Raw genomic sequence first — 19,764 nt, forward strand, 5'->3', positions numbered from 1 at the left:
GTCCGTTCGTTCGTGGGGACGCGGCTCAGCGCGTCGTGCCGTGCACCTTCGGCAGGGCACCACCCGCAGCCGCGTTGCGGTCGGGTCGGAAGTTCGAGAAGTCGGCTCCGGGAACGTTCTTGACGAGGTCGAGTTCATCCTCGATGAGCGCGGCCTCCCATTCCTCGGGACCGACCAGGGGCAGACGGACGCGCGGGCTCGAGATGCGGCCGAGCCCGTGCAGGATGTACTTGGCAGCGACCGTTCCTGGGACGTGCGTCATGACAGCGCGCACGAGCGGCTCGAGCCGCTTGTGCTCGGCTGTCGCCGTGGCCAGGTCACCCGCGTTCACCGCGTCGATGATCGTACGATACGGCGCGGCGGCGACGTTCGCCGTCACGCCGATGAGGCCGGTGGCGCCGATCGCGAGGTGCGGCAGCACATTGGCGTCGTCGCCGGAGAAGTACATCAGATCGGTCTGGTTGAGCACGCGGCTCACCTCGGAGAAGTCGCCCTTGGCGTCCTTCACCGCGAGGATGTTCGGGTGCTTCGCGAGGCGCAGGATCGTCTCGTACTTGATCGGCACACCGGTGCGCCCCGGGATGTCGTAGAGGATCACCGGAAGGTCGGTCGCGTCGGCGACCAGGCGGAAGTGCGTGAGGATGCCGGCCTGTGTCGGCTTGTTGTAGTACGGCGTGACGATCATGATGCCGTCGGCGCCGGCCTTCTCGCTGGCCTTGTAGAGCTCGATGGCGTGCGCGGTCTCGTTGGAGCCACCGCCGGTGATGATCCTGGCGCGGCCCGCCGATACGGACTTGCCGACCTCGACGAGCTTGAGCTTCTCGGGGTCCGTCAGGGTCGAGGTCTCGCCGGTCGTTCCCGTCACGACGATGCCGTCCGCTCCCGCGGTGATCACGTCATCGATGTGCTTCTCGACGGCGGGCCAATCGACTTCACCGTCGGCTGTCATCGGAGTGACGAGCGCGACGAGAACCTGTCCGAAAGGGTTGCCCGAGTGCGTCATAGACCCAGCGTATCGGTTCGGGTCGCGGTCATGCGGACGCGGTGACGCTCGTCAGACGCGGCCGCGACGGGCGACGCCCGACGTCAGCGAGCTCGGCAGCACACGCGTCAAAGCCACGATCGCCTTGTATCGCAGCGACGGGATGGACACGGACCTGCCCCGGGCCGCATCGCGCAGCCCCGCACGGACCACGTCGCGGGCGTCCAACCACATGAAGGCGGGCACGCCCTCCTCGCCCACGGCGAGTCCCATCCGCTCGTGGAACGAGGTGTGCGTGAATCCGGGGCAGAGGGCGGTGACGCTGACTCCGTCGCGCGCATACTCCGCGTTCGCCCACCGACTGAAGCCGATCAGCCACGACTTGCACGCCGAATAGGTCGAGCGGGAGATGAAGCCGGCGACGGAGGCCACGTTGATGATGCGCCCGCCTCGTCCACGCATGGACTGCAGAGCGGCGTGCATGAGACGCATCGACGCCTCGACGTGCACCCGGAGATGCCGTACCTCATCATCGATGTCGTTGTCGGCGAAGCGGAGCGGCAACCCGAATCCGGCGTTGTTCACGAGCAGATCGACCGGATCCGCGGTGTCGCGCAGCCGTTCAGCGACGCTCTCGACCCCCGCTTCGTCCACCAGGTCGGCGGGGAGCACCTCGACTGCCACCCCGTACTCGCTGCGCAGCTCGGCCGCCAGCTGCTCCAGCGCGGCCTCGGAACGTGCGACGAGGATGAGATCGGCGCGGCGGCGGGCGAGCTGGCGGGCGAACTCTGCCCCCAGTCCGGCGCTTGCGCCGGTGATCAGAGCGGTGGGCATCAGCGCTCGTATCCGAGGAAGCGGTAGCGGGTGCCGGTGCGCGAGGTCTGCCACTCCCCCTCGTCGACGAGTCGCCACCCGGTCTTGGCCGGCGCGTAGGCGTCACCGTCGACATCGAGATCGAGCTCGGTGACTTCGAGCCGGTCGGCATCCCCGATCACCTGGCGGAAGATCTCCGCGCCGCCGATGATCCACACCCGGTCCAGGCCGCGGACGGCTTCGGCGACGGTGGCGGCGCGGCGGGCACCCTCCTCCGGCCAGTCCTGCTGACGGGTCACCACGATGTTGTCGCGGCCGGCGAGCGGACGGAAGCGCTCCGGAAGCGAGTCCCAGGTCTTGCGCCCCATCACCACCGGGGCCCCGAGAGTGACTTCCTTGAAATGCGCGAGGTCTTCGGGCACGTGCCAGGGCATGCCCCCCGCGGCGCCGATCACGCCGCCGTGGGCTTCGGCCCAGATGAGCCCGACCCAGGTCATACCGCCACCGCCGCGCGGATCGGCGCGTGATGCTGGTAGTCCTCCACGACGAAGTCCTCGTACCGGTAGTCGAGGATCGACTCGGGCTTGCGGGCGAAACGGAGCGTCGGATACTCGAACGGCTCACGGCTCAGCTGCTCGCGCACCTGCTCGACATGGTTGTCGTAGACGTGGCAGTCGCCGCCCGTCCAGACGAATTCACCGGGCTCGAGGCCCACCTGCTGCGCGATCATCATCGTGAGCAGGGCGTAGGAGGCGATGTTGAACGGCACCCCGAGGAACATATCCGCGCTGCGCTGGTACAGCTGGCACGAGAGTCTGCCGTCCGCGACGTAGAACTGGAAGAGCGCGTGGCAGGGAGCGAGCGCCATGTCGGGGATGTCGGCCGGGTTCCACGCCGACACGATGAGCCTGCGCGAATCGGGGGAACGACGGATCTGCTCGATCACCTCGGAGAGCTGGTCGATGCTGCCGCCGTCGGGCGTCGGCCATGACCGCCACTGCACACCGTAGACCGGTCCCAGGTCGCCCGACTCGTCCGCCCACTCGTCCCAGATCGTGACGCCGTGCTCCCGCAGCCAGCCGACGTTGGAGTCGCCCTGCAGGAACCAGAGCAGCTCGTAGGCGATGGACTTGAAGTGCACGCGCTTCGTGGTGATGAGCGGGAACCCCTTCGCCAGGTCGAAGCGGATCTGTCGGCCGAAAACACTCGTGGTCCCCGTCCCCGTCCGATCCGACTTGTGCGTCCCGGTCTCCAGCACATCGCGGAGCAGGTCTTCATAGGGCGTCGGGACGGCTGCACTCATGACAGCCACGATACCTTCCCGCCCCCGGTCACGGGCGGATCCACCGCGGCGGGATCGGGGTTCGTCACGCTCGGAAACATCGGCCTCGGTACCTCTGTGGAGCACGTAGCCTCGACACATGTCGCCCGCCCTCGCCCTCGGATTCGCAGCGGCGCTTCTCGCGCTCGCGACGATCGTCGGCATCGTCCTGCGACGTCGAGACGGGCGGCGACGCGACGGCGGGACGCTCCGATTCGATCCCGCGGATGTCGCCTCGGCGGAACTCGGCTCGCGCGCCACCCTGGTGCAGTTCAGCACCGAGATGTGCGCGCGGTGCCCGCAGGTCCGTCGCCTGCTCCGCGACTACGCATCCGGTCACGATGGGCTCGCGCACGTCGAGGTGGACCTGACGCATCGTCCCGATCTCTCCGCGCGATACAAGGTGCTGCAGACGCCGACAACCTTCCTGGTCGACGATTCCGGCGCGGTCCGCGCACGATTCCATGGCGTGCCGCACCCGCACGCCCTCAAAGAAGCCGTCGCCGCCGTCTGAGGCGCCAAGACCGGAGCACACCCATGAGCACACCCGCAGGCATCGATCCCCGTGGTCCGCGCTTCGCCGCCTCGATCACCGCGATGCTCCTGTTCGTCGCGACGTTCCTGGCACTGATCGGGATATCGACGGAACCCGCCAGTGCGGGCTCATTCGGCTGGTTCGCCTATCAGCCGCTCACGGACTCCACCTTCGTGCCCGGTGGTTTTGTGATCTCCTCGTCGACGCCCTCCCAGCGCGCGCTCGACCCGGGCTTCCTGCTCACGGTCGTGATCGCCCTCCTGTTCCTTTGGGGTGTCGTCTCGCCCCGGACCACGCCGTGGAGCGTCGTCTTCCGCACGCTGGTGCGCCCGCGACTCTCGGCGCCGACCGCACTCGAGGACCCGCGCCCGCCCCGGTTCTCCCAGGGAGTGGGGCTGTTCGTCGTCGGCATCGGTCTTGTGCTGCATCTCCTCGGCGTACCGTGGGCGCTGCCGATCGCCACCGCTGCCGCGTTCATCGCCGCGTTCCTGAACGCCGCCTTCGCTTTCTGCCTCGGCTGCCAGCTCTACCTCCTGCTGCAGAGGGCCGGCATCATCGGTCGCGCCGCCGCTGCCTGACTCCTGTTCCGTCCCGCCCGGCCCCTCGGTAGGCTGGCCGCAACGTGCCCCGCACACCGAGCGGGGCCCGAGAAGCGGAGGAATCATGCCCGTCACCAGCGAAGCCGCCAGCACCTGGACCGGATCGCTCATGGAGGGATCGGGCACGGTCGCGTTCTCGTCGTCGAACCTCGGCACCTTCCCGATCAACTGGAAGGCGCGCAGCGAGGGCAGCGACACCACGACCACCCCGGAGGAGCTCATCGCGGCGGCCCACGCCTCGTGCTTCAGCATGGCGCTCTCTCACGCACTCGCCGAGAACGGCACGCCGCCGGAGCGCGTCAACACGACGGCCTCGGTCACCTTCAAGCCGGGCGTCGGCATCACGGGCAGCCATCTGAACGTGAACGCGACGGTCCCGAACCTGACGCCCGAGGCGTTCCAGGAGATCGCGGCCGGCGCCAAGACCGGCTGCCCGGTGTCGCAGGCCCTCGCGGGCATCGAGATCACGCTCGAAGCGACTCTCGCCTGAGGAATGATGCGGGGTCAGCGACGCGAGAGGCGGATCGCCTCGCGAATGCTGGCCCTGGCATCCTTCCGGTGGCCGGCCGCATCCTGCACGACACCCAGTCGGTAGCGTGCACGCCAGTCATCGTCGGCGGCATCGGCCTCGGCGGTGTATCGCGCGATGAGCGGATCAGCGTCGGCTCGAGCGATGCGACCGCTCGGGGTTAGTTCCGTCTCCACCGGAGGCATCCCGCCCTCCGCGTCGAGCAGGCGCCCGAGGCGGTCCGCGCCGAAGCCGAACATCATCTCCCGCACCAGCGCCCAGGCACCGATCGGAGCCAGCACCAGCAGCGTGATGCCCATGCCGATCGACACCGGCGAGCCGACTGAGATGAACATCACAGCCAGCCAGATGGCGACCGCGAGATAGACCAGCAGCGCCGCGGCCATCAGCCCGACGCCGATCCGCGACATCACGAGCGGATGCCGATGTCGATCATGTTCTCCAGGCCGACGATCACACCGCGCGCCTCAACCGCGAACGGGACGGCGAGCCGGATCCCCGGCGCATAGGCGAGCGCCGAGTCGGTGGTGTCATGCGTGAAGGTCAGCGACTCGCCGGGGCCCGACAGAATGACCTCCTGCTTGGCGACGACACCGGGGCGCCGCAACGAGTGGATCGGCACGCTGCCGACCTGCTGACCGCGTGCACGCTGATCCGCATGCGGAGCGCTGACCGGACCTTGCTCCGCACGGGCGGCCGCGATGAGCTCGGCGGTGCGCACCGCCGTGCCGCTCGGCGAATCGATCTTGGTCTCGCGATGTGCTTCGACGATCTCGGCGGAGCCGAAGAACGGGGCGGCGGCCGCAGCCAGTGCCGACCCGAGTACCGAGCCGAGTGAGAAGTTCGGGATGAAGACGACCCCGGTGCCGGCAGCCTCGACGAGCGGACGCACGAGGGCGATCCGCTCCGAGGACCACCCGGACGTCGCGACGAGGACGTTGGTGCCCCGTTCGACGGCGGCGCGGACGACCTCGATGCTGACCTGGGGCGTGGAGGCATCGACGACGAGATCGGCTCCGTCCAGTTCGGAGAGATCACTCGACGAGGTCAGCACACGGCTCACCTCGAAGCCTTCGAGCTCATCGATCACCGCTCCGATGATCGTGCCGAGCTTCCCGGTTCCGCCGACGAGGGCTACCTGCGTGGTCATGCATCCAGTCTATTTCGCGGGACGCGGTCCGGCCGGGGGCGCGCGGGCGGTCTCCGCCGTTCGGGAGCGAGAGCTCAGACGAGAAGCGCGTCGGGGATTCCCGTTCGCAGCTCCACCGGAAGATGCCCGGTGTCGTTGTGCGTGAGAAGCGTCCACGGACGCCCCTGCTTCTGCGCGATGACCGTCAGACCGCAGTGGGACTGGTTCAACGTCATCCACCGCCACTCAGGCGCTGCGAGCACCTCGCGCACGAACCACGAGATCACGAAGTTGTGTGTGATCAGCACCTCATGCACCTCCCCGGTCTTGCGCACGAGAAACTCCTCGACGGCATCCGACATCTGGGCGCGCCCCGCCTCGATCTCGGCTTCGGTGACCGAGCCGAAGAAGGGCTCGAACACTGCGGGAGTCTCTTCGGTCATCCCGGTGGGGACGCAGTCGAAGAGCAGTGCGGTGGGCTCAGGGTCGACAGACGGCAGACGAGCAGCGATCGCTCGGGCCGTCTCGTTCGCGCGCAGCAACGGCGAATGCCAGACCGCGTCGAGCGGGAGACCGGACAGCCGGTCGGCGATCAGCTCCGCCTGACGCTGCCCTCGAGGAGAAAGGGGTCCGTCGGCGAGACCATGCTCTGCATCCTGATGTTCACCGTGTCTGACCAGATATATGTAGTGCGTCACAACTCGCTCGCTTCATCGCCAGCATCCGCCGGGCCTTGATCCCACCCTATGTCACGGGTGGGACGATGCTCAGTTACCGGCCCGGGTCAACTCGGCGACGTGGCTCCGCGAGAGCGAAACACCGGCGCCCTGCATGAGTTCGTCGACATGATCCGTCGCGAAAGTGTTCACGATCGGTGCCGCGATCGTGCGCTGAGCGAGCAGCCAGGCCACCGAGACCGCCGCCACCGGCACAGCCAGTTCTTCAGCCACCTGGTCGAGTGCGCGCAGGATCTTGATCCCCCGCCGATTCAGGTGCCCGCGCAGCTGCTCGCCACGCACGCCCCGTGAGGTGAGGGCCTTGTTGCGGTGACGCCCCGAGAGGAAACCGTGCTCGAGCGCGTGCGACGGGGTGACCGCGAGGTTCTGTGCGCCGGCGACGAGGCGCAGGTCGCCTTCGAACGGCTGACGACGGATCAGGTTGTACGGCGCATCGATCACCTGGATGCGCGGATAACCGGCCGAGGCGAGGATCCGTGCCTCGACGAGGCGCTCCGGCGACAGGCCGAAGGCTCCGACGGCACCGACCTTCCCCGCGTCCGACAGCCATTCGACGGTCGCCAAGGTGTCTTCGAGGTTGGTCGTCGCGTCGAGCGTGGCGTCGAGATACAGCACATCGATGCGCTCTACCCCGAGCCGTGTCAGCGACCCCTCGACCGCACGCACGAGGTTGACGGAACCCAGCCCCGGATTGTCGGCGTGGGCTCCGATGCGCACGCTCAGCATCGCGTGATCGCGCCGGCCGCGCGATCGCAGCCACTGCCCGATGATGTGCTCGCTGCGTCCGCCGGAGAATCCGTCGGCCGTGTGGATGGCGTTGCCGCCGAACTCCATGTAGCGATCGAGGATGCCGTGGCTGGTCTCGAGGTCGACGTTCCAGCCGAACTCGGCGGCACCCAGCATCAGCGGAAAGGTCTCATAGCCGGTCTCGCCGAGCGGGACGCGGATCGTCTCCCCTACCCCCGGTCCGACGATGGGGATAGGTGCGGACGGGTGCTCGGCATGCTGCGGGGCGCGATCGGCCGACGCTCCTGCGCCTACGCTGAACAACCGCATACTCTCTCACCCCCGCGTCGATCGGTGCGTACCGACCTGCGTACCTGCTGGATCTGCACCCCCCGGTGCGTACTTCGAGGGTAAGCGAATTCATCGAACGCCCTGACCAATCCGGGGAACGGCGCGGAAACGGCCGATAACGATTTGATCACACCGGAAACGCCGGAACCCGGGCCCGTCCTCGACGGACGGACCCGGGTTCCGGTTCGATCTCTGCGCTTACTCGGCGGCCGCGTCTTCTGCGGGCGCTGCCTCAGCGGCGGCGGCATCGTCGAGAACAGGCTCGAGCGAAAGCTTGCCGCGGTCGTCGATCTTCGTGATCTTGACGAGGATCTTCTGACCGACCGACAGCACGTCGTCGACGTTCTCCACACGCTTGCCACCGGCGAGCTTGCGCACCTCGGTGACGTGGAGCAGGCCGTCCTTGCCCGGGAGCAGCGAGATGAACGCACCGAAGGTGGCGATCTTCACGACGGTGCCGAGGAACTGCTCCCCGATCTCCGGGTTGGTGGGGTTGGCGATCGCGTTGACCTGGGCGCGAGCGGCCTCGGCCGCGGGGCCGTCGGTCGCACCGATGTAGACGGTGCCGTCCTCCTCGATGGAGATCTGAGCACCCGTCTCGTCCTGGATCGCGTTGATCGTCTTGCCCTTCGGGCCGATCAGCTCGCCGATCTTGTCGACCGGGATCTGCACGCTGATGACGCGCGGCGCGGTGGGCGCCATCTCGTCAGGTGCGTCGATCGCAGCGTTCAGGACGTTGAGGATCGTCAGGCGAGCCTCGCGAGCCTGCGTCAGCGCGCCCGTGAGCACCGACGTCGGGATGCCGTCGAGCTTCGTGTCGAGCTGGATCGCCGTGACGAAGTCACTCGTTCCCGCGACCTTGAAGTCCATGTCACCGAGAGCGTCTTCCGCGCCGAGGATGTCGGTCAGCGCCGCGTAGCGGGTCTCACCGTTGACCTCGTCGGAGACGAGGCCCATCGCGATACCGGCGACGGGGGCGCGCAGCGGCACACCCGCGTTCAGCAGGGACAGGGTCGACGCGCACACGGAGCCCATCGACGTCGAGCCGTTGGAGCTCAGCGCCTCGGACACCTGACGGATCGCGTAGGGGAACTCCTCGCGGCTCGGCAGCACCGGCACGAGTGCGCGCTCGGCGAGGAAGCCGTGCCCGATCTCGCGACGCTTCGGCGAACCGACACGGCCGGTCTCACCGGTCGAGTAGGGCGGGAAGTTGTAGTGGTGCATGTAGCGCTTGCTCGTGACCGGCGACAGCGAGTCGATCTGCTGCTCCATCTTGAGCATGTTCAGCGTGGTGACACCCAGGATCTGAGTCTCGCCGCGCTGGAAGACCGCGGAACCGTGCACGCGCGGGATGACCTGCACCTCGGCGTCGAGCGGGCGGATGTCCGCGAGCCCACGGCCGTCGATGCGAGCGCCCTCGGTGAGGATGCGACCACGGACGATCTTCTTGGTGACCGACTTGTACGCCGCGGAGAACTCGAGCGGAGCCGCAGCCGGGAGCGAACCCGCCTCGGTGGCCTCGATGAGCTCGGCCTTGACGCGGTCCTTGATCGCGTCGTCAGCGGTCTGACGCTCGACCTTGTCGGCGATCTGGTAGACGCCGACGAGCTCGTCGTAGGAGCGGCCGGCGACGAAGTCGTAGACCTCCTGGCTGTACGCCGGGAAGACCGGGTAGACGCCCGGCTCCTTCGATGCGGTCGCAGCGAGCTCGGCCTGAGCCTTGACGAGCTGAGCGATGAAAGGCTTCGAGGCCTCGAGGCCCTGGGCCACGACCTCTTCGTTCGGCTTCGTGGCGCCGGCCTTGATCAGGTTCCAGCTGCCCTCGGTGGCCTCAGCCTCGACCATCATGATGGCGACGTCTTCCGTGCCATCGGCCTTGGTGACGACACGACCGGCGACGATCAGGTCGAACACGGCCTCCGACACCTGCTCGGCGTTCGGGAACGCGACCCACTGGTCATCGTTCTGGCCGTTGCCCGGGATGAACGCGAGGCGCACACCGGCGACCGGGCCCGAGAACGGGAGACCCGAGATCTGCGTGGACGCCGACGCGGCGTTGATCGCGAGAGCGTCGTAGAACTCGCCCGGAGCGATCGACATGACGGTGATGACGACCTGGACCTCGTTGCGCAGGCCGTCGACGAACGACGGGCGCAGCGGGCGGTCGATCAGACGGCAGACGAGGATCGCCTCGGTGGAGGGGCGGCCCTCGCGACGGAAGAACGAGCCGGGGATCTTGCCGGCGGCGTAGGAGCGCTCCTCGACGTCGACCGTCAGCGGGAAGAAGTCGAAGCCTTCGCGCGGGTGCTTGCCTGCGCTGGTGGCCGAGAGGAGCATGGTCTCGCCGTCGAGGTACGCGGCGACTGCGCCCTGAGCCTGCTGCGCGAGGCGGCCGGTCTCGAAGCGGATGGTGCGGGTGCCGAAGCGGCCGTTGTCGAGAACGGCCTCGGTGGCGGTGATTTCAGGACCTTCCAAGAGGTCTCTCCTTCTTTGTTTAGACTCGCGAGTCCATGTGACGCGCGAGCGTGTTCAAAGGAGCGGAACGGAAGGGTTCGGGCGCGCGGGCACTCCCGCGAATGTCGCCTGCGCTGGCCACCAGTAGAAAGCCACCCGACATGTCCTGCCGAGGAACCCACCACAGGGGACCAGCTTCTCCGCCGCTCGCTCCATGAGTCGATATTCGATTGTGCGATTGACACACGTCAACCTCGTCCACCCTACCAGCGGACGTCGCAAAACCCACGTCACCGCAGCAGCGCGGAGTGGACAGGCGCCGGCCACGGAACGTTCACCGAGCGGATGCCGTGCCGTGGCGGGAGTCCGTTGTGCTGTCTCCATGCGCATGTCAGTGATCGGCTGCGGGTACCTCGGTGCCGTGCACGCCGCCGCCATGGCCTCGATCGGACACGACGTCATCGGCATCGACGTCGACGAGCGGAAGGTGGCCGCGCTCAACGCGGGCTCCGCACCGTTCTTCGAGCCACAGCTGACGGAGCTGCTCACCGAGGGGCGGGAGTCCGGTCGGCTCCGGTTCAGTGATCGGATGGCGGATGCCGCCGGCGCGCAGGTGCACTTCCTCGCCGTGGGTACGCCGCAGATCCCCGGCGGTCACGCCGCCGACCTCCGATACGTCGATGCGGCGATCGACGGGCTGCTCCCCCACCTCCGCCCCGGCGACGTGATCGCGGGGAAGTCGACCGTGCCGGTCGGCACCGCCGCACGACTCGCGACCCGCGTCGCCGACTCCGGCGCGACCGTGGTGTGGAATCCCGAGTTCCTTCGAGAGGGCTGGGCCGTGCACGACACGCTGACCCCGGACCGGTTGGTGGTCGGCGCCGAGCCGGACGCGGCCGGTGAACGCGGCGTCGCGGTGCTGCGCGAGGTCTACGCGGCGGCCGTCGAGGCCGGGACGCCGTTCCTGGTGACCGACCTCGCCACGGCGGAACTGGTGAAGGGCGCCGCGAACGCCTTTCTCGCGACCAAGATCTCGTTCATCAACGCGATGGCGGAGATTGCCGAGGCTTCCGGCGCCGACGTGGCGCTGCTCGCCGACGCTCTCGGCCACGACTCGCGGATCGGTCGGCGCTACCTCGGCGCCGGCATCGGCTTCGGCGGCGGATGCCTGCCGAAGGACATCCGCGCATTCGCCGCGCGTGCGGAGGAGCTGGGTCGCGGTGAAGCTGTCGGCTTCCTCCACGAGGTGGACGCTATCAACCTCCGGCGCCGGGAGCGGGCCGTGCAGCTCGTCGTGGACGCGCTGGGCGGGCTCGTGTTCGGGCGCCGGATCGCCGTTCTCGGCGCCGCGTTCAAGCCGTTCAGCGACGACATCCGCGACTCCCCCGGCCTCGACGTCGCCGTTCGCCTGCGCGGACTCGGAGCGGACGTGGTGGTGACCGACCCCGCCGCGCTGGACAATGCCGCCGCCGCCCATCCGCAGCTGGGTTATGCGCGAGACCGGAATGATGCGCTTCGGGAAGCGGATGCGGTCGTGATCGTGACCGAGTGGGACGAGTACCGCCGCGACCTCTCCCCTGCGCACGCCGGCGGTCTGGTTCGCGGACGGATCATCATCGACGGGCGCAACTGCCTCGACGCGGCGGCCTGGCGCGCAGCGGGCTGGCAGTACCACGGCATGGGTCGGCGCTGATCGGCCCCGGCCGTCGGCGGTGAGGTAACGCGACGCGAGTCAGCCGACGTTCGCCCACCGCGCCGCGGATGAGCGCCCGAGATACACGTAGTCGTCATGCTTCGCCGCGCGACCGTCGCCCGCCGCGCGTCCGTGCAGGCGGCGCCAGACCCAGGGCAAGGCGTGTCGGCGCCACCACACGCCCGCGCCGATCGGCTCGTGCTCGTGCAGGGCAGCGTCCAGGATGCCCAGGGCATCCGCATCGGGCACCCCCAGCATCTCGGCCGCTCGATACGCGAGGAGACGATGGCCACGACTGCTCAGATGCACCAGGTCCTCACCCCAGTTCGGCCGCTCGGCCAGTGCAGGATGCAGATCCGTGTCGATCAGGATCGCTCCCGTGCGCGCGGCGACCCCTGCCAACGCCGTCGCGAACGCGGCGAAGCGCCGTGTATAGATCGCCGCCGCCCGACGTCCCGGAAGGAACGGCGTGACCAGCAGCACATCCGCACCGATCGCCCGCAGCCGCACGACGGCATGCTCCACCTCCGCGGCGAGCGCTGCGACGTCGACACGATGCTTCACGAGATCGTTCGCTCCGATGAGGATCGAGACGAGATCAGGATGCAGCTCGAGCGCACGCTCCAGCTGTCGACCGCACACATCGCGCACGCGCTTCGACCTGATCGCGAGGTTCGCATAGTGGAGCCCTCCCCGCGCGGCGAGCAGCAATGCGAGCCGATCGGCCCAACCGCGCAGGGCCCCATCCGGGGCGGGATCGCAGAGTCCCTCGGTGAGCGAATCCCCCAGCGCGACGAAGCGGCGCCAGCGATGCGCGGTGACCGGCGGCGGGGAATCCGGCCGGGTGACGCGGCGAGCGCGCGAAGCCGCATCCACCCGCTGCAGCAGCCGCGCCTCCTCGAAGTGGCCGAGCAGTTGATCGCACACGCTCGCCCAGCTGCGACTCTGCACTGCATCACGACCGGCTTCTCCGAACGCCCGCCGCTTTCGCGCGTCGCCTGCCAGATCGGCCACTCGCATCCTCAGGTCATCGAGGTCGCCGGGGCGGTACAGCCATCCGTCGACGCCCATGCGAACGAGGTCGAGGGGCCCGCCGCGCCCGGTCGCGATCACCGGGACCCCGCTGGCGTGCGCCTCCTGCAGGGTCTGTCCGAACGTCTCGCTCTCCCCGGGGTGCACGAAGACGTCGAACGACGCCATGGCCGCGGCGAGCGCAGACCCGTCGAGGTGGCCGAGGAACACGGCATCCGGGAGCAGCCCCTCCAGCCGTGCTCTGCTGGGGCCGTCTCCGACGATCACCAGGCGCGCACCCGGGAGGTCGCGGAGTACGGCGAGGTCCTCGACCTGCTTCTCCGGGGCGAGGCGGCCGACGTATCCGATCACGACATCCGCATTCCACTCGGCACGCAGCGCAGGGTCCCGACGCATCGGCTGGAAGCGTTCCGCGTCGACGCCCCTTCCCCAGTGGCGCACGCGATCCACGCCGAGTGCGGCGAGCTGCTGCGCGGAGTCCGCGGAGGGAGCGAGTGTCATCGTCGCTCGTCGGTGCAGCCGCGCGATGTGCGTCTGGGCGATGCCGGTCGCCGCGGCGACCCCGTAGCGCTCCGTATAGGCCGCGACGTCGGTCTGGTAGGCGGCGACGCTGGCGACCCCGATCCGCTCGGCGGAGAGCACCCCACGCCAACCGAGCGCGAACGGCGAGGCGAGGTGCACGACATCCGGCTGGAAGCTGCGCAGGGACGCGGCGATGCGCGGGACGCCAGACGTGCCGACCCTGACGTTGTGATAGCCCGGAAGCGCGAGGCTCGGGATCGCCTCGATCGACACTCCGTGCACCGCCCCGGGGATCCCGACCGCGGCGGGGGCGATCACGTGGGCATCGTGCCCCCGGTGCTCGAGGTGTCTCAGGATCTGCAGCACCGATCCGGTGACGCCGTTCATGTGCGGAAGGAAGGACTCCGTGACGATCGCTACTCTCACAGCCTCAGGATGACCCTGCTCCGACCCCGCGCTCGTCATAAACGGCCTGCGGCACCGGATGTTCACCGGATGCTGGACGGCGGGTCACCGGCTATGCGCTCTTTGGTTCCCGTTCACCGTCTGCGGGCACAGTGGGCGACGTGTCGACGGATCTGCTCGCCGAAACCCTCACCGGGCCTTGGAGCCTGGCGCTGATGGGTCTGCTCGTGCTCGGGGACGCCTTCTTCGTCGTCGTGCCCGGCGAGATCGCAGTGACCGCGCTCGGGGCGCTGGCGGTGACCACGGGAACCCCGCCGCTCTGGGCGGTCGTCGTCTGCGCCGCGGCAGCCGCGACCGTCGGAGACGCGTGCTGCTACCTGATCGGCCGGACCGTGGGCATAGATCGGTGGCGGTGGATGAGGGCGCCTCGTGTGCAGCAGGCACTGGGTTGGGCACGGCACCGGCTGGACACGGGCACAGCCACCGTTCTCTTCACCGCCCGCTTCGTGCCCTTCGCGCGACTCGCGATCAACCTCGTGGCGGGGGCCTCGCGCATCCATCCACCTCGGTACCTCGCCCTGGTCGCACTGGCCGGGTCCGGTTGGGCGCTCTACCAGGCGGCCGTGGGCGCCGCCGTCGCCGCCATCCTGCCGGGCGGGCCACTGATCGCCGTCCCGGTCTCTATCGTCATCGCGCTGGGTCTGGGAGTGCTGCTCGATCGCGTCCTGCGCGGCACGAGAGGGTGACCCGCCGCAGCCGGTGCTCTAGGCTCGGGGCATGAGCACCGAAGAAGGCGCCTCCTCCTCTGAGGAGATGAAGCGCAAGTTCAAGGAAGCGCTCGAGAAGAAGAACGCGCACCACCGGCAGGGCGAGGCGCACCTGGATGGCGACTCCGCCGTGCACAGTGCGAACGCCCCGCAGACCCGGCGCGAGTTCCGACGCAAGAGCGGTTGACCGCGCGGATGCGGGAGCCCGTTCACCCGGACTCCCGCATCCCTCACCCCTCTCGTCAGCCGCGTTCCGCGCGCGCCCTGGCCCGCTCCTCCTTCGCCGCCATCTCCGTCACGGCCGCCTCTCGCAGTTCCTGCATGTCTGCGCCTTGTGGGGCCTTCTCATGACCGTGCGCGTCGACGCCGTCGAGCAGGGACTCGTCGAAGGGGAGGTCACCGCTCAGCACCCGCCGCACGCGGTCACGGTCGATCTGCTTGGTCCAGGTGCCGATCAGCAGAGTCGCGACGGCGTTCCCGGTGAAGTTCGTCAGAGCCCGTCCTTCTGACATGAAGCGGTCGATGCCGACGATTACGCCCACCCCGTCGACGAGATCGGGGCGATACGCCTGCAGCCCCCCGGCGAGTGTCGCCAGTCCCGCACCGGTCACTCCGGCCGCCCCCTTGCTGGCGATGATCATGAACACCAGCAGCCCAATCTGTTCGCCGATCGACATCGGCTGCCCCATCCCCGTGGCGATGAACAGCGACGCCATCGTCAGGTAGATGGCCGTTCCGTCGAGGTTGAACGAGTACCCGGTCGGCACCGTGATGCCGACGACCGGCTTGGACACGCCGACGAACTCCATCTTCGCGATCAGGCGAGGGAGGGCGGACTCCGAAGAAGACGTGCCGACGATCAGCAGGTACTCCCGTGCGAGGTACTTCATGAGGGCGAAGATGTTCACCCGTGTCACCGCCCACAGCATCACACCGAGGATCACCACGATGAACAGGATGCAGGTGATGTAGAACGCGACCATCAGCGTCCCGAGACTCCAGATCGCCGCCACACCGGTTTTGCCCACCACCGCGGCGATGGCTCCGAACGCCCCGATCGGTGCGAGCCAGAGGATCATCCCGAGGATGCGGAAGACGAGCTTCTGCAACTGCTTGACCGCCTCCATGATGGGGGCGCCGCGCTCGCCGAGTCCCTGCAGCGCGAAACCGACGAGCAGTGCGATGAACAGCACCTGCAGCACGCTCTCCCCCGTGAAGGCCGAGAAGAACGTGGTCGGGATGATGCCGAGGATGAACTCCTGCGTCGTCTTGGCCTCCGCTTCGACCGCGTCATACGTCGAAGACGCCATGTCGAGCCCCGCGCCCGGGTGGATGATGTTCCCGACGACGAGGCCGATCGCCAGCGCGAACGTCGACATCACCATGAAGTAGAGGAGAGCGAGCCCGCCGATCTTGCCGACCGTCGCCGCCTTGGCGATGGATCCGACGCCCACGACGATCGTGCAGAAGATGATCGGGGCGATCATCATCTTGATCAGGGCGACGAAGCCCGTGCCCAGCGCTTCGAACCCTCGACCCACCTCCGGCCAGATGAGCCCGACCATCGCGCCGAGTACGACCGCGATCAGCACGGACATATACAGCCAGGTGTGCCGGTCCCACGCGTGCTTCCCTCGTCGCCAGTTGAACTTCGGCAGTGCGAATCCCGTTGTGAGCGCCATGGCTTCCTCCTCGATCGTCGACGTCTTCGTCCGAATGGCGGCTTCTGCGCCGCCGATCGGTTCCCACGGTCATCCACCTCCCGCTGCAACACGAGTTGTGGTCGTATTGGTCACGGCACCTGACCATCGACGATCGGAGCAGGCGATGGCGCACACCTCCCGCGGCCGCAGCACCGCTTCGCGCGTCTTCGCCGTGCTGCTCGTCGCGGCGGTCGTGATCGGCGCCCTCGTGGCGGTCTTCCTCGTCGCCGAGGCGCAGCGATCGATCCGCACCGAAGCGGAGCGGGTGACGGCGGCCATCGCGGCCTCGTTCGCCTCCTCCCCTCTCGTCGTCGACGGCCTGCGCTCGAGCGATCATGACGCGGCCACCCGCGTGCTCGAGCCCTACTCCCTGGGGGTGATCGCCGGTGCCGGGCTTGACTTCATCACCGTCATGACCCCGGGCGGCACGCGGATCACCCACCCCGATACCGACCAGATCGGCGGGATCTACCTGGGTACGATCCCCGCGACACCCCAGACACTGACGGAGGAGTTCACCGGAACCCTCGGTCCCTCCATACGGACGATCTCGCCGGTCATCACACCGGACGGAGACCTGATCGGCTGGGTCGCGGCCGGGGTGACAACCGAATCCATCACCGACACCCTGATCCGCCGCCTGCCTCTCACGCTCGGTATCACGGTCGCCCTCATCGCACTCGGCGTCGGTGGCGCGATCATCGCGCGGCGTGTGACCCGCCGCATCACCGGTGACCTCCCACCCGGTCAACTCCGCGACGCGGTGTCGTCGTACGAGTCGATCCGCACCCTGGGCGAGGCTCTGCGCGCGCAGACGCACGAGCACGGGAACCGTATGCACGCCGCGGTCGCGCTGCTCGAGCTCGGACGCCGCGATGAGGCGATCGAGATACTCACGGAGACGTCACGACAGAGCCAGTCGCTCGTGGACCAGGTGACCGCGCGACGCCACGGGGATCCCGCCGTCGGCGCGCTCCTCCTCGGCAAGGCCTCGCAGGCCAAGGAGCGCGGCATCGACTGGCGGGTGCACATCGAGCCCGATACGCCCCGCACGCCGTTGTCTCCTGTCGATGCCGTCTCGGTGCTGGGCAACCTCGTGGACAACGCCATGGACGCCGCGGCCGAGTCGGACGACCGCTGGGTGCAGGTCTCACTCCGCCGACGATGGCGCAGGGATCGTGCTGGAGGTCTCGGACAGCGGTCCCGGGATCCCTCCTGCCGTGCGCGAGCGGATCTTCGACCAGGGTTACTCCACGAAACCCGCCGACGGGAACGGCCGCGGTATCGGTCTGGCGCTCGTCCGTTCCGTCGTGACCGGTGCCGGCGGCTCGGTGACGGTGAGCGACGCACCGACCACGTTCCGGGTCATCGTCCCGGCAGCGGCACCTCGGCGGTCGACGCCGTGATCCGCGCACTCATCGTCGACGACGACGCTCTGACGCTCGAGTTGCACCGCGACTACGTGGCCCGCCTCGACGGGTTCGTCGTCGCCGGCGAGTGCACGGGAGCCCGGGCCGCTCTGACCGCCCTGATCGAGCATCCCGGCGCGTTCGACCTCGTCCTGCTCGACATCACGATGCCGGACGGCTCCGGCATCGATGTGCTCCGGGCCCTTCGCGCGCGCTCCGCTGCGGTGGATGTGATCGCGATCACCGGTGTGCGGGACGCCGAATCCGTACGGCAGATGGCGGCGCTCGGCGTCTTCCAGTATCTCGTCAAGCCCTTCCCCTTCGCGGTGTTCCGCGAGCGGATGGAACAGTACCGTGCGCATCGGGAGCAGGCGCGGACCACCGATGGCGAAGCCACCCAGGCAGAGATCGACGCACTGCTCGGCCGCGCCACCGGGACGATCACGCTTCCCAAGGGCCTCTCGGCGGCCTCGCTGGACAGAGTCACCGCACAACTGCGCACCGACGGACCGCTGTCGGCGAGCGAGGCGGCCGAGCGGCTCGGCATGTCCCGGGTCGCCGTGCGACGCTATCTGGAACACCTGGTCGTCGAAGGTGTGCTCACGCGGGCCGCACGTTACGGGAACCGCGGACGACCGGAGACCGAGTACGGCTGGAAGCGGCGAACCGGCCCCGAGGTCTGACCGTCAGCGGGGCAGCCGCCCGTCGTGCAGCAGAGCGTCGGGATCGAACCGCGCACGCAGTTCCCGGATCCGGACGATCTCGTCGACGGATCCGCAGCGCTCGAGCGTCTGCTCCGGCTCGAGGAAGGTCGCCACAGTCTGCGAGGCCTCGTTCGGGGCCAAAAGCTCCCGGAACGCCACGAGACTCGCCTCTCCCGGCTCGGCGGGCACTCCGGGGATCACTGGCACGAGAGCGTGCAGCAGCCAGCCCACGGACTCCAGAGAGGCGAAGCCCGGTCGTCGCGGTGTATCCAGGGCGCCACCGAGCATGCGGATGTCGATGCCCATGATCGGCCACTGCTCGGGCAGTTCGCGGAACTCGAGGAGCGCGTCGATGGTCGCGTCGTCGAGCGTGCTCAGCGCCATCGATGATCCGCGACCGGGCGTCGGATCCGTCGGCTCGTTCGATGCGGCGGCCAATGCCGCCGGCGAGGTCGGGCCGGTGATGTCCCTGCGCACCTCTCCGGCCCGGCGCACCGTGTCGATCAGCTCATCCTGCGGCCCGTCGGTCGACAGCGCCTGGACCGTGAGGAAGCTGCGCCCGCGGATCTGCTCGGGGAGCTGCGGCGCATCCGGCATCCGCATCGAGTTCACGAACACGTTGAGCGTCGACGGCGCCGAAGACGCCAGGTCGCGGACCGCTCGGACGACCGTCGGCGCATCGGCGACGTCGAAGGTGAGGTTAGACCCCCAGACGGCGGGAGCCCGCACGAGTTCGATCTCGAGTGCGGTCACGATGCCCACGAGGCCGCCGGCCCCGCGCAGCGCCCACAGGAGGTCGGCGTCGGCCTCGTCATCGACGCGCTCGTGCGTGCCGTCCGTGCGCAACACCCACGCCGCGCGCAGATTGTCGGAGCCGAGGCCCGCCGTGCGGCTGAACCACGAGTGTCCACCGCCCAGTGTGTACCCGGCGACGCACACGACGGGGCTGGTGCCGGCCGGCGCGACCCATCCGGCGCCTTCGAGCGCCTCGACGACCGCGCCCCAGCGCACGCCGCTGCCTACCCTCGCGACGCCGCTGTCGAGATCGATCTCCAGATCGTCGAACGCGCTCATCCGCACCAGCACGGCGCCGGACAGAGAGCCCGAGGCTCCGTGGCCACTCGGCTGGATCGCGAGCCGCACACCCGACTCCCGCGCCGCGTTCAGCAGCGCGCGGAGGTCGTCGACATCGGCGGGCGTCGCGACCGCGACCGGCCGCTGCTCGATCGCGAGATTCCACGGCTGTCGAGCCGCGTCGTAACCCGAGTCATCGGGAAGGAGGAGCGTGCCGGAGAATCGTTCCTGGAGCGCGACGATCGCGGGGTGTGTGGGCATGACGCCACCGTACGATAC

General features: G+C 68.8%; 20 protein-coding genes and 2 pseudogenes. 10 read left to right on the forward strand and 12 right to left on the reverse strand.

Annotated elements, in window-relative coordinates:
- Positions 1 to 25: 25 nt before the first annotated feature.
- Genes dapA through J7E45_RS01985 form a run of 4 tightly spaced genes read right to left on the reverse strand, consistent with a single transcriptional unit; the run spans position 26 to position 3,098 of the window.
- On the reverse strand, positions 26 to 1,003 hold the full coding sequence (dapA, locus tag J7E45_RS01970; RefSeq protein ID WP_215066743.1) for a 4-hydroxy-tetrahydrodipicolinate synthase: 978 nt from the start codon (positions 1,001 to 1,003) through the stop codon (positions 26 to 28).
- A 51-nt stretch (positions 1,004 to 1,054) separates the two neighbouring features.
- Positions 1,055 to 1,816, reverse strand: a complete 762-nt coding sequence (locus J7E45_RS01975) for an SDR family oxidoreductase (protein ID WP_215066745.1) — start codon at positions 1,814 to 1,816, stop codon at positions 1,055 to 1,057.
- A complete protein-coding gene (locus J7E45_RS01980; RefSeq protein ID WP_215066747.1) occupies positions 1,816 to 2,292 on the reverse strand; it encodes a dihydrofolate reductase in 477 nt (158 codons plus the stop codon). The genes J7E45_RS01975 and J7E45_RS01980 overlap by 1 nt, the downstream gene beginning before the upstream one ends.
- Positions 2,289 to 3,098 carry a thymidylate synthase gene (locus tag J7E45_RS01985; RefSeq protein WP_215066749.1) on the reverse strand — a complete coding sequence of 270 codons (810 nt, stop codon included), beginning with the start codon at positions 3,096 to 3,098 and terminating at the stop codon, positions 2,289 to 2,291. Before J7E45_RS01985 ends, J7E45_RS01980 begins: the two co-directional genes overlap by 4 nt.
- Positions 3,099 to 3,216: 118 nt before the next feature.
- Between J7E45_RS01985 and J7E45_RS01990 the strand changes: the two genes are divergently transcribed.
- The 3 genes from J7E45_RS01990 to J7E45_RS02000 all read left to right on the forward strand — a co-directional run bounded on the left by J7E45_RS01990 (position 3,217) and on the right by J7E45_RS02000 (position 4,740).
- Positions 3,217 to 3,630 (forward strand): thioredoxin family protein, encoded by a 414-nt coding sequence (locus J7E45_RS01990; RefSeq protein ID WP_091033514.1) that lies wholly within the window; start codon positions 3,217 to 3,219, stop codon positions 3,628 to 3,630.
- Between the two features lie 23 nt (positions 3,631 to 3,653).
- Entirely contained in the window at positions 3,654 to 4,229 is a 576-nt protein-coding gene (locus J7E45_RS01995) for a DUF4395 domain-containing protein (protein ID WP_215066751.1), read from the forward strand.
- Positions 4,230 to 4,314: 85 nt separating this feature from the next.
- Positions 4,315 to 4,740 carry an OsmC family peroxiredoxin gene (locus J7E45_RS02000; RefSeq protein WP_029263617.1) on the forward strand — a complete coding sequence of 142 codons (426 nt, stop codon included), beginning with the start codon at positions 4,315 to 4,317 and terminating at the stop codon, positions 4,738 to 4,740.
- Between the two features lie 14 nt (positions 4,741 to 4,754).
- Here the strand turns inward: J7E45_RS02000 and J7E45_RS02005 are convergent, their stop codons facing one another.
- From J7E45_RS02005 to J7E45_RS02025, 5 genes are all read right to left on the reverse strand, one after another.
- Complete coding sequence (locus J7E45_RS02005) at positions 4,755 to 5,189, reverse strand: hypothetical protein (protein ID WP_091033519.1); 435 nt, start codon at positions 5,187 to 5,189, stop codon at positions 4,755 to 4,757.
- Positions 5,189 to 5,929: a 4-hydroxy-tetrahydrodipicolinate reductase gene (dapB, locus tag J7E45_RS02010; RefSeq protein ID WP_091033521.1), complete on the reverse strand. Its 741-nt coding sequence runs from the start codon at positions 5,927 to 5,929 to the stop codon at positions 5,189 to 5,191. Before dapB ends, J7E45_RS02005 begins: the two co-directional genes overlap by 1 nt.
- Positions 5,930 to 6,003: 74 nt before the next feature.
- Positions 6,004 to 6,606 carry a histidine phosphatase family protein gene (locus J7E45_RS02015; protein WP_029263620.1) on the reverse strand — a complete coding sequence of 201 codons (603 nt, stop codon included), beginning with the start codon at positions 6,604 to 6,606 and terminating at the stop codon, positions 6,004 to 6,006.
- A gap of 69 nt (positions 6,607 to 6,675) precedes the next feature.
- Positions 6,676 to 7,701 carry an aldo/keto reductase gene (locus tag J7E45_RS02020; RefSeq protein ID WP_215066753.1) on the reverse strand — a complete coding sequence of 342 codons (1,026 nt, stop codon included), beginning with the start codon at positions 7,699 to 7,701 and terminating at the stop codon, positions 6,676 to 6,678.
- 219 nt (positions 7,702 to 7,920) lie between these two features.
- On the reverse strand, positions 7,921 to 10,197 hold the full coding sequence (locus tag J7E45_RS02025; protein WP_215066755.1) for a polyribonucleotide nucleotidyltransferase: 2,277 nt from the start codon (positions 10,195 to 10,197) through the stop codon (positions 7,921 to 7,923).
- A 361-nt stretch (positions 10,198 to 10,558) separates the two neighbouring features.
- Between J7E45_RS02025 and J7E45_RS02030 the strand changes: the two genes are divergently transcribed.
- Complete coding sequence (locus tag J7E45_RS02030; RefSeq protein WP_215066756.1) at positions 10,559 to 11,869, forward strand: UDP-glucose/GDP-mannose dehydrogenase family protein; 1,311 nt, start codon at positions 10,559 to 10,561, stop codon at positions 11,867 to 11,869.
- 39 nt (positions 11,870 to 11,908) lie between these two features.
- On the opposite strand, the gene J7E45_RS02035 is transcribed toward J7E45_RS02030, so the two are convergent.
- Positions 11,909 to 13,849: a GDSL-type esterase/lipase family protein gene (locus J7E45_RS02035; RefSeq protein WP_215066758.1), complete on the reverse strand. Its 1,941-nt coding sequence runs from the start codon at positions 13,847 to 13,849 to the stop codon at positions 11,909 to 11,911.
- Between the two features lie 140 nt (positions 13,850 to 13,989).
- Between J7E45_RS02035 and J7E45_RS02040 the strand changes: the two genes are divergently transcribed.
- Positions 13,990 to 14,574, forward strand: coding sequence for a VTT domain-containing protein (locus tag J7E45_RS02040; protein WP_308162029.1), 585 nt, complete (start codon positions 13,990 to 13,992; stop codon positions 14,572 to 14,574).
- Between the two features lie 31 nt (positions 14,575 to 14,605).
- A complete protein-coding gene (locus tag J7E45_RS02045; protein ID WP_017830923.1) occupies positions 14,606 to 14,782 on the forward strand; it encodes a DUF5302 domain-containing protein in 177 nt (58 codons plus the stop codon).
- A gap of 55 nt (positions 14,783 to 14,837) precedes the next feature.
- Here J7E45_RS02045 and J7E45_RS02050 read toward each other — a convergent pair whose 3' ends face one another.
- Positions 14,838 to 16,277 carry a cation:dicarboxylate symporter family transporter gene (locus J7E45_RS02050; protein ID WP_285228961.1) on the reverse strand — a complete coding sequence of 480 codons (1,440 nt, stop codon included), beginning with the start codon at positions 16,275 to 16,277 and terminating at the stop codon, positions 14,838 to 14,840.
- Positions 16,278 to 16,422: 145 nt separating this feature from the next.
- On the opposite strand from J7E45_RS02050, the pseudogene J7E45_RS17860 reads away from it, so the two are divergent.
- The 4 genes and pseudogenes from J7E45_RS17860 to J7E45_RS18240 form a co-directional block, all read left to right on the forward strand.
- A pseudogene (locus J7E45_RS17860) lies at positions 16,423 to 16,869 on the forward strand (ATPase); the annotation flags it as partial.
- A gap of 499 nt (positions 16,870 to 17,368) precedes the next feature.
- Positions 17,369 to 17,704, forward strand: coding sequence for a sensor histidine kinase (locus J7E45_RS17865; protein ID WP_251053419.1), 336 nt, complete (start codon positions 17,369 to 17,371; stop codon positions 17,702 to 17,704).
- A gap of 20 nt (positions 17,705 to 17,724) precedes the next feature.
- Positions 17,725 to 18,036, forward strand: a pseudogene (locus J7E45_RS18235) (response regulator); the annotation flags it as partial.
- A gap of 12 nt (positions 18,037 to 18,048) precedes the next feature.
- A complete protein-coding gene (locus tag J7E45_RS18240) occupies positions 18,049 to 18,390 on the forward strand; it encodes a helix-turn-helix domain-containing protein (RefSeq protein WP_374225443.1) in 342 nt (113 codons plus the stop codon).
- Between the two features lie 3 nt (positions 18,391 to 18,393).
- Here the strand turns inward: J7E45_RS18240 and J7E45_RS02065 are convergent, their stop codons facing one another.
- Positions 18,394 to 19,746, reverse strand: a complete 1,353-nt coding sequence (locus J7E45_RS02065; protein WP_215066761.1) for an FAD-binding oxidoreductase — start codon at positions 19,744 to 19,746, stop codon at positions 18,394 to 18,396.
- Positions 19,747 to 19,764: the final 18 nt, after the last annotated feature.

This window comes from Microbacterium sp. ISL-59 (genome assembly GCF_018613945.1).
Taxonomy (GTDB): Bacteria; Actinomycetota; Actinomycetes; order Actinomycetales; family Microbacteriaceae; genus Microbacterium; species Microbacterium oxydans_B.

Excerpts from the sequence above, each read along its gene's own strand:
- dapB (WP_091033521.1), bottom strand. The coding sequence starts at position 5,929 with ATGACCACGCAGGTAGCCCTCGTCGGCGGAACCGGGAAGCTCGGCACG.
- J7E45_RS02030 (WP_215066756.1), top strand. The coding sequence starts at position 10,559 with ATGCGCATGTCAGTGATCGGCTGCGGGTACCTCGGTGCCGTGCACGCC.
- J7E45_RS02065 (WP_215066761.1), bottom strand. The coding sequence starts at position 19,746 with ATGCCCACACACCCCGCGATCGTCGCGCTCCAGGAACGATTCTCCGGC.
- J7E45_RS01990 (WP_091033514.1), top strand. The coding sequence starts at position 3,217 with ATGTCGCCCGCCCTCGCCCTCGGATTCGCAGCGGCGCTTCTCGCGCTC.
- J7E45_RS01995 (WP_215066751.1), top strand. The coding sequence starts at position 3,654 with ATGAGCACACCCGCAGGCATCGATCCCCGTGGTCCGCGCTTCGCCGCC.
- J7E45_RS02045 (WP_017830923.1), top strand. The coding sequence starts at position 14,606 with ATGAGCACCGAAGAAGGCGCCTCCTCCTCTGAGGAGATGAAGCGCAAG.
- J7E45_RS01980 (WP_215066747.1), bottom strand. The coding sequence starts at position 2,292 with ATGACCTGGGTCGGGCTCATCTGGGCCGAAGCCCACGGCGGCGTGATC.
- dapA (WP_215066743.1), bottom strand. The coding sequence starts at position 1,003 with ATGACGCACTCGGGCAACCCTTTCGGACAGGTTCTCGTCGCGCTCGTC.
- J7E45_RS02050 (WP_285228961.1), bottom strand. The coding sequence starts at position 16,277 with ATGGCGCTCACAACGGGATTCGCACTGCCGAAGTTCAACTGGCGACGA.
- J7E45_RS01985 (WP_215066749.1), bottom strand. The coding sequence starts at position 3,098 with ATGAGTGCAGCCGTCCCGACGCCCTATGAAGACCTGCTCCGCGATGTG.
- J7E45_RS18240 (WP_374225443.1), top strand. The coding sequence starts at position 18,049 with ATGGAACAGTACCGTGCGCATCGGGAGCAGGCGCGGACCACCGATGGC.
- J7E45_RS02005 (WP_091033519.1), bottom strand. The coding sequence starts at position 5,189 with ATGTCGCGGATCGGCGTCGGGCTGATGGCCGCGGCGCTGCTGGTCTAT.
- J7E45_RS02000 (WP_029263617.1), top strand. The coding sequence starts at position 4,315 with ATGCCCGTCACCAGCGAAGCCGCCAGCACCTGGACCGGATCGCTCATG.
- J7E45_RS02020 (WP_215066753.1), bottom strand. The coding sequence starts at position 7,701 with ATGCGGTTGTTCAGCGTAGGCGCAGGAGCGTCGGCCGATCGCGCCCCG.
- J7E45_RS01975 (WP_215066745.1), bottom strand. The coding sequence starts at position 1,816 with ATGCCCACCGCTCTGATCACCGGCGCAAGCGCCGGACTGGGGGCAGAG.
- J7E45_RS17865 (WP_251053419.1), top strand. The coding sequence starts at position 17,369 with ATGCCGTCTCGGTGCTGGGCAACCTCGTGGACAACGCCATGGACGCCG.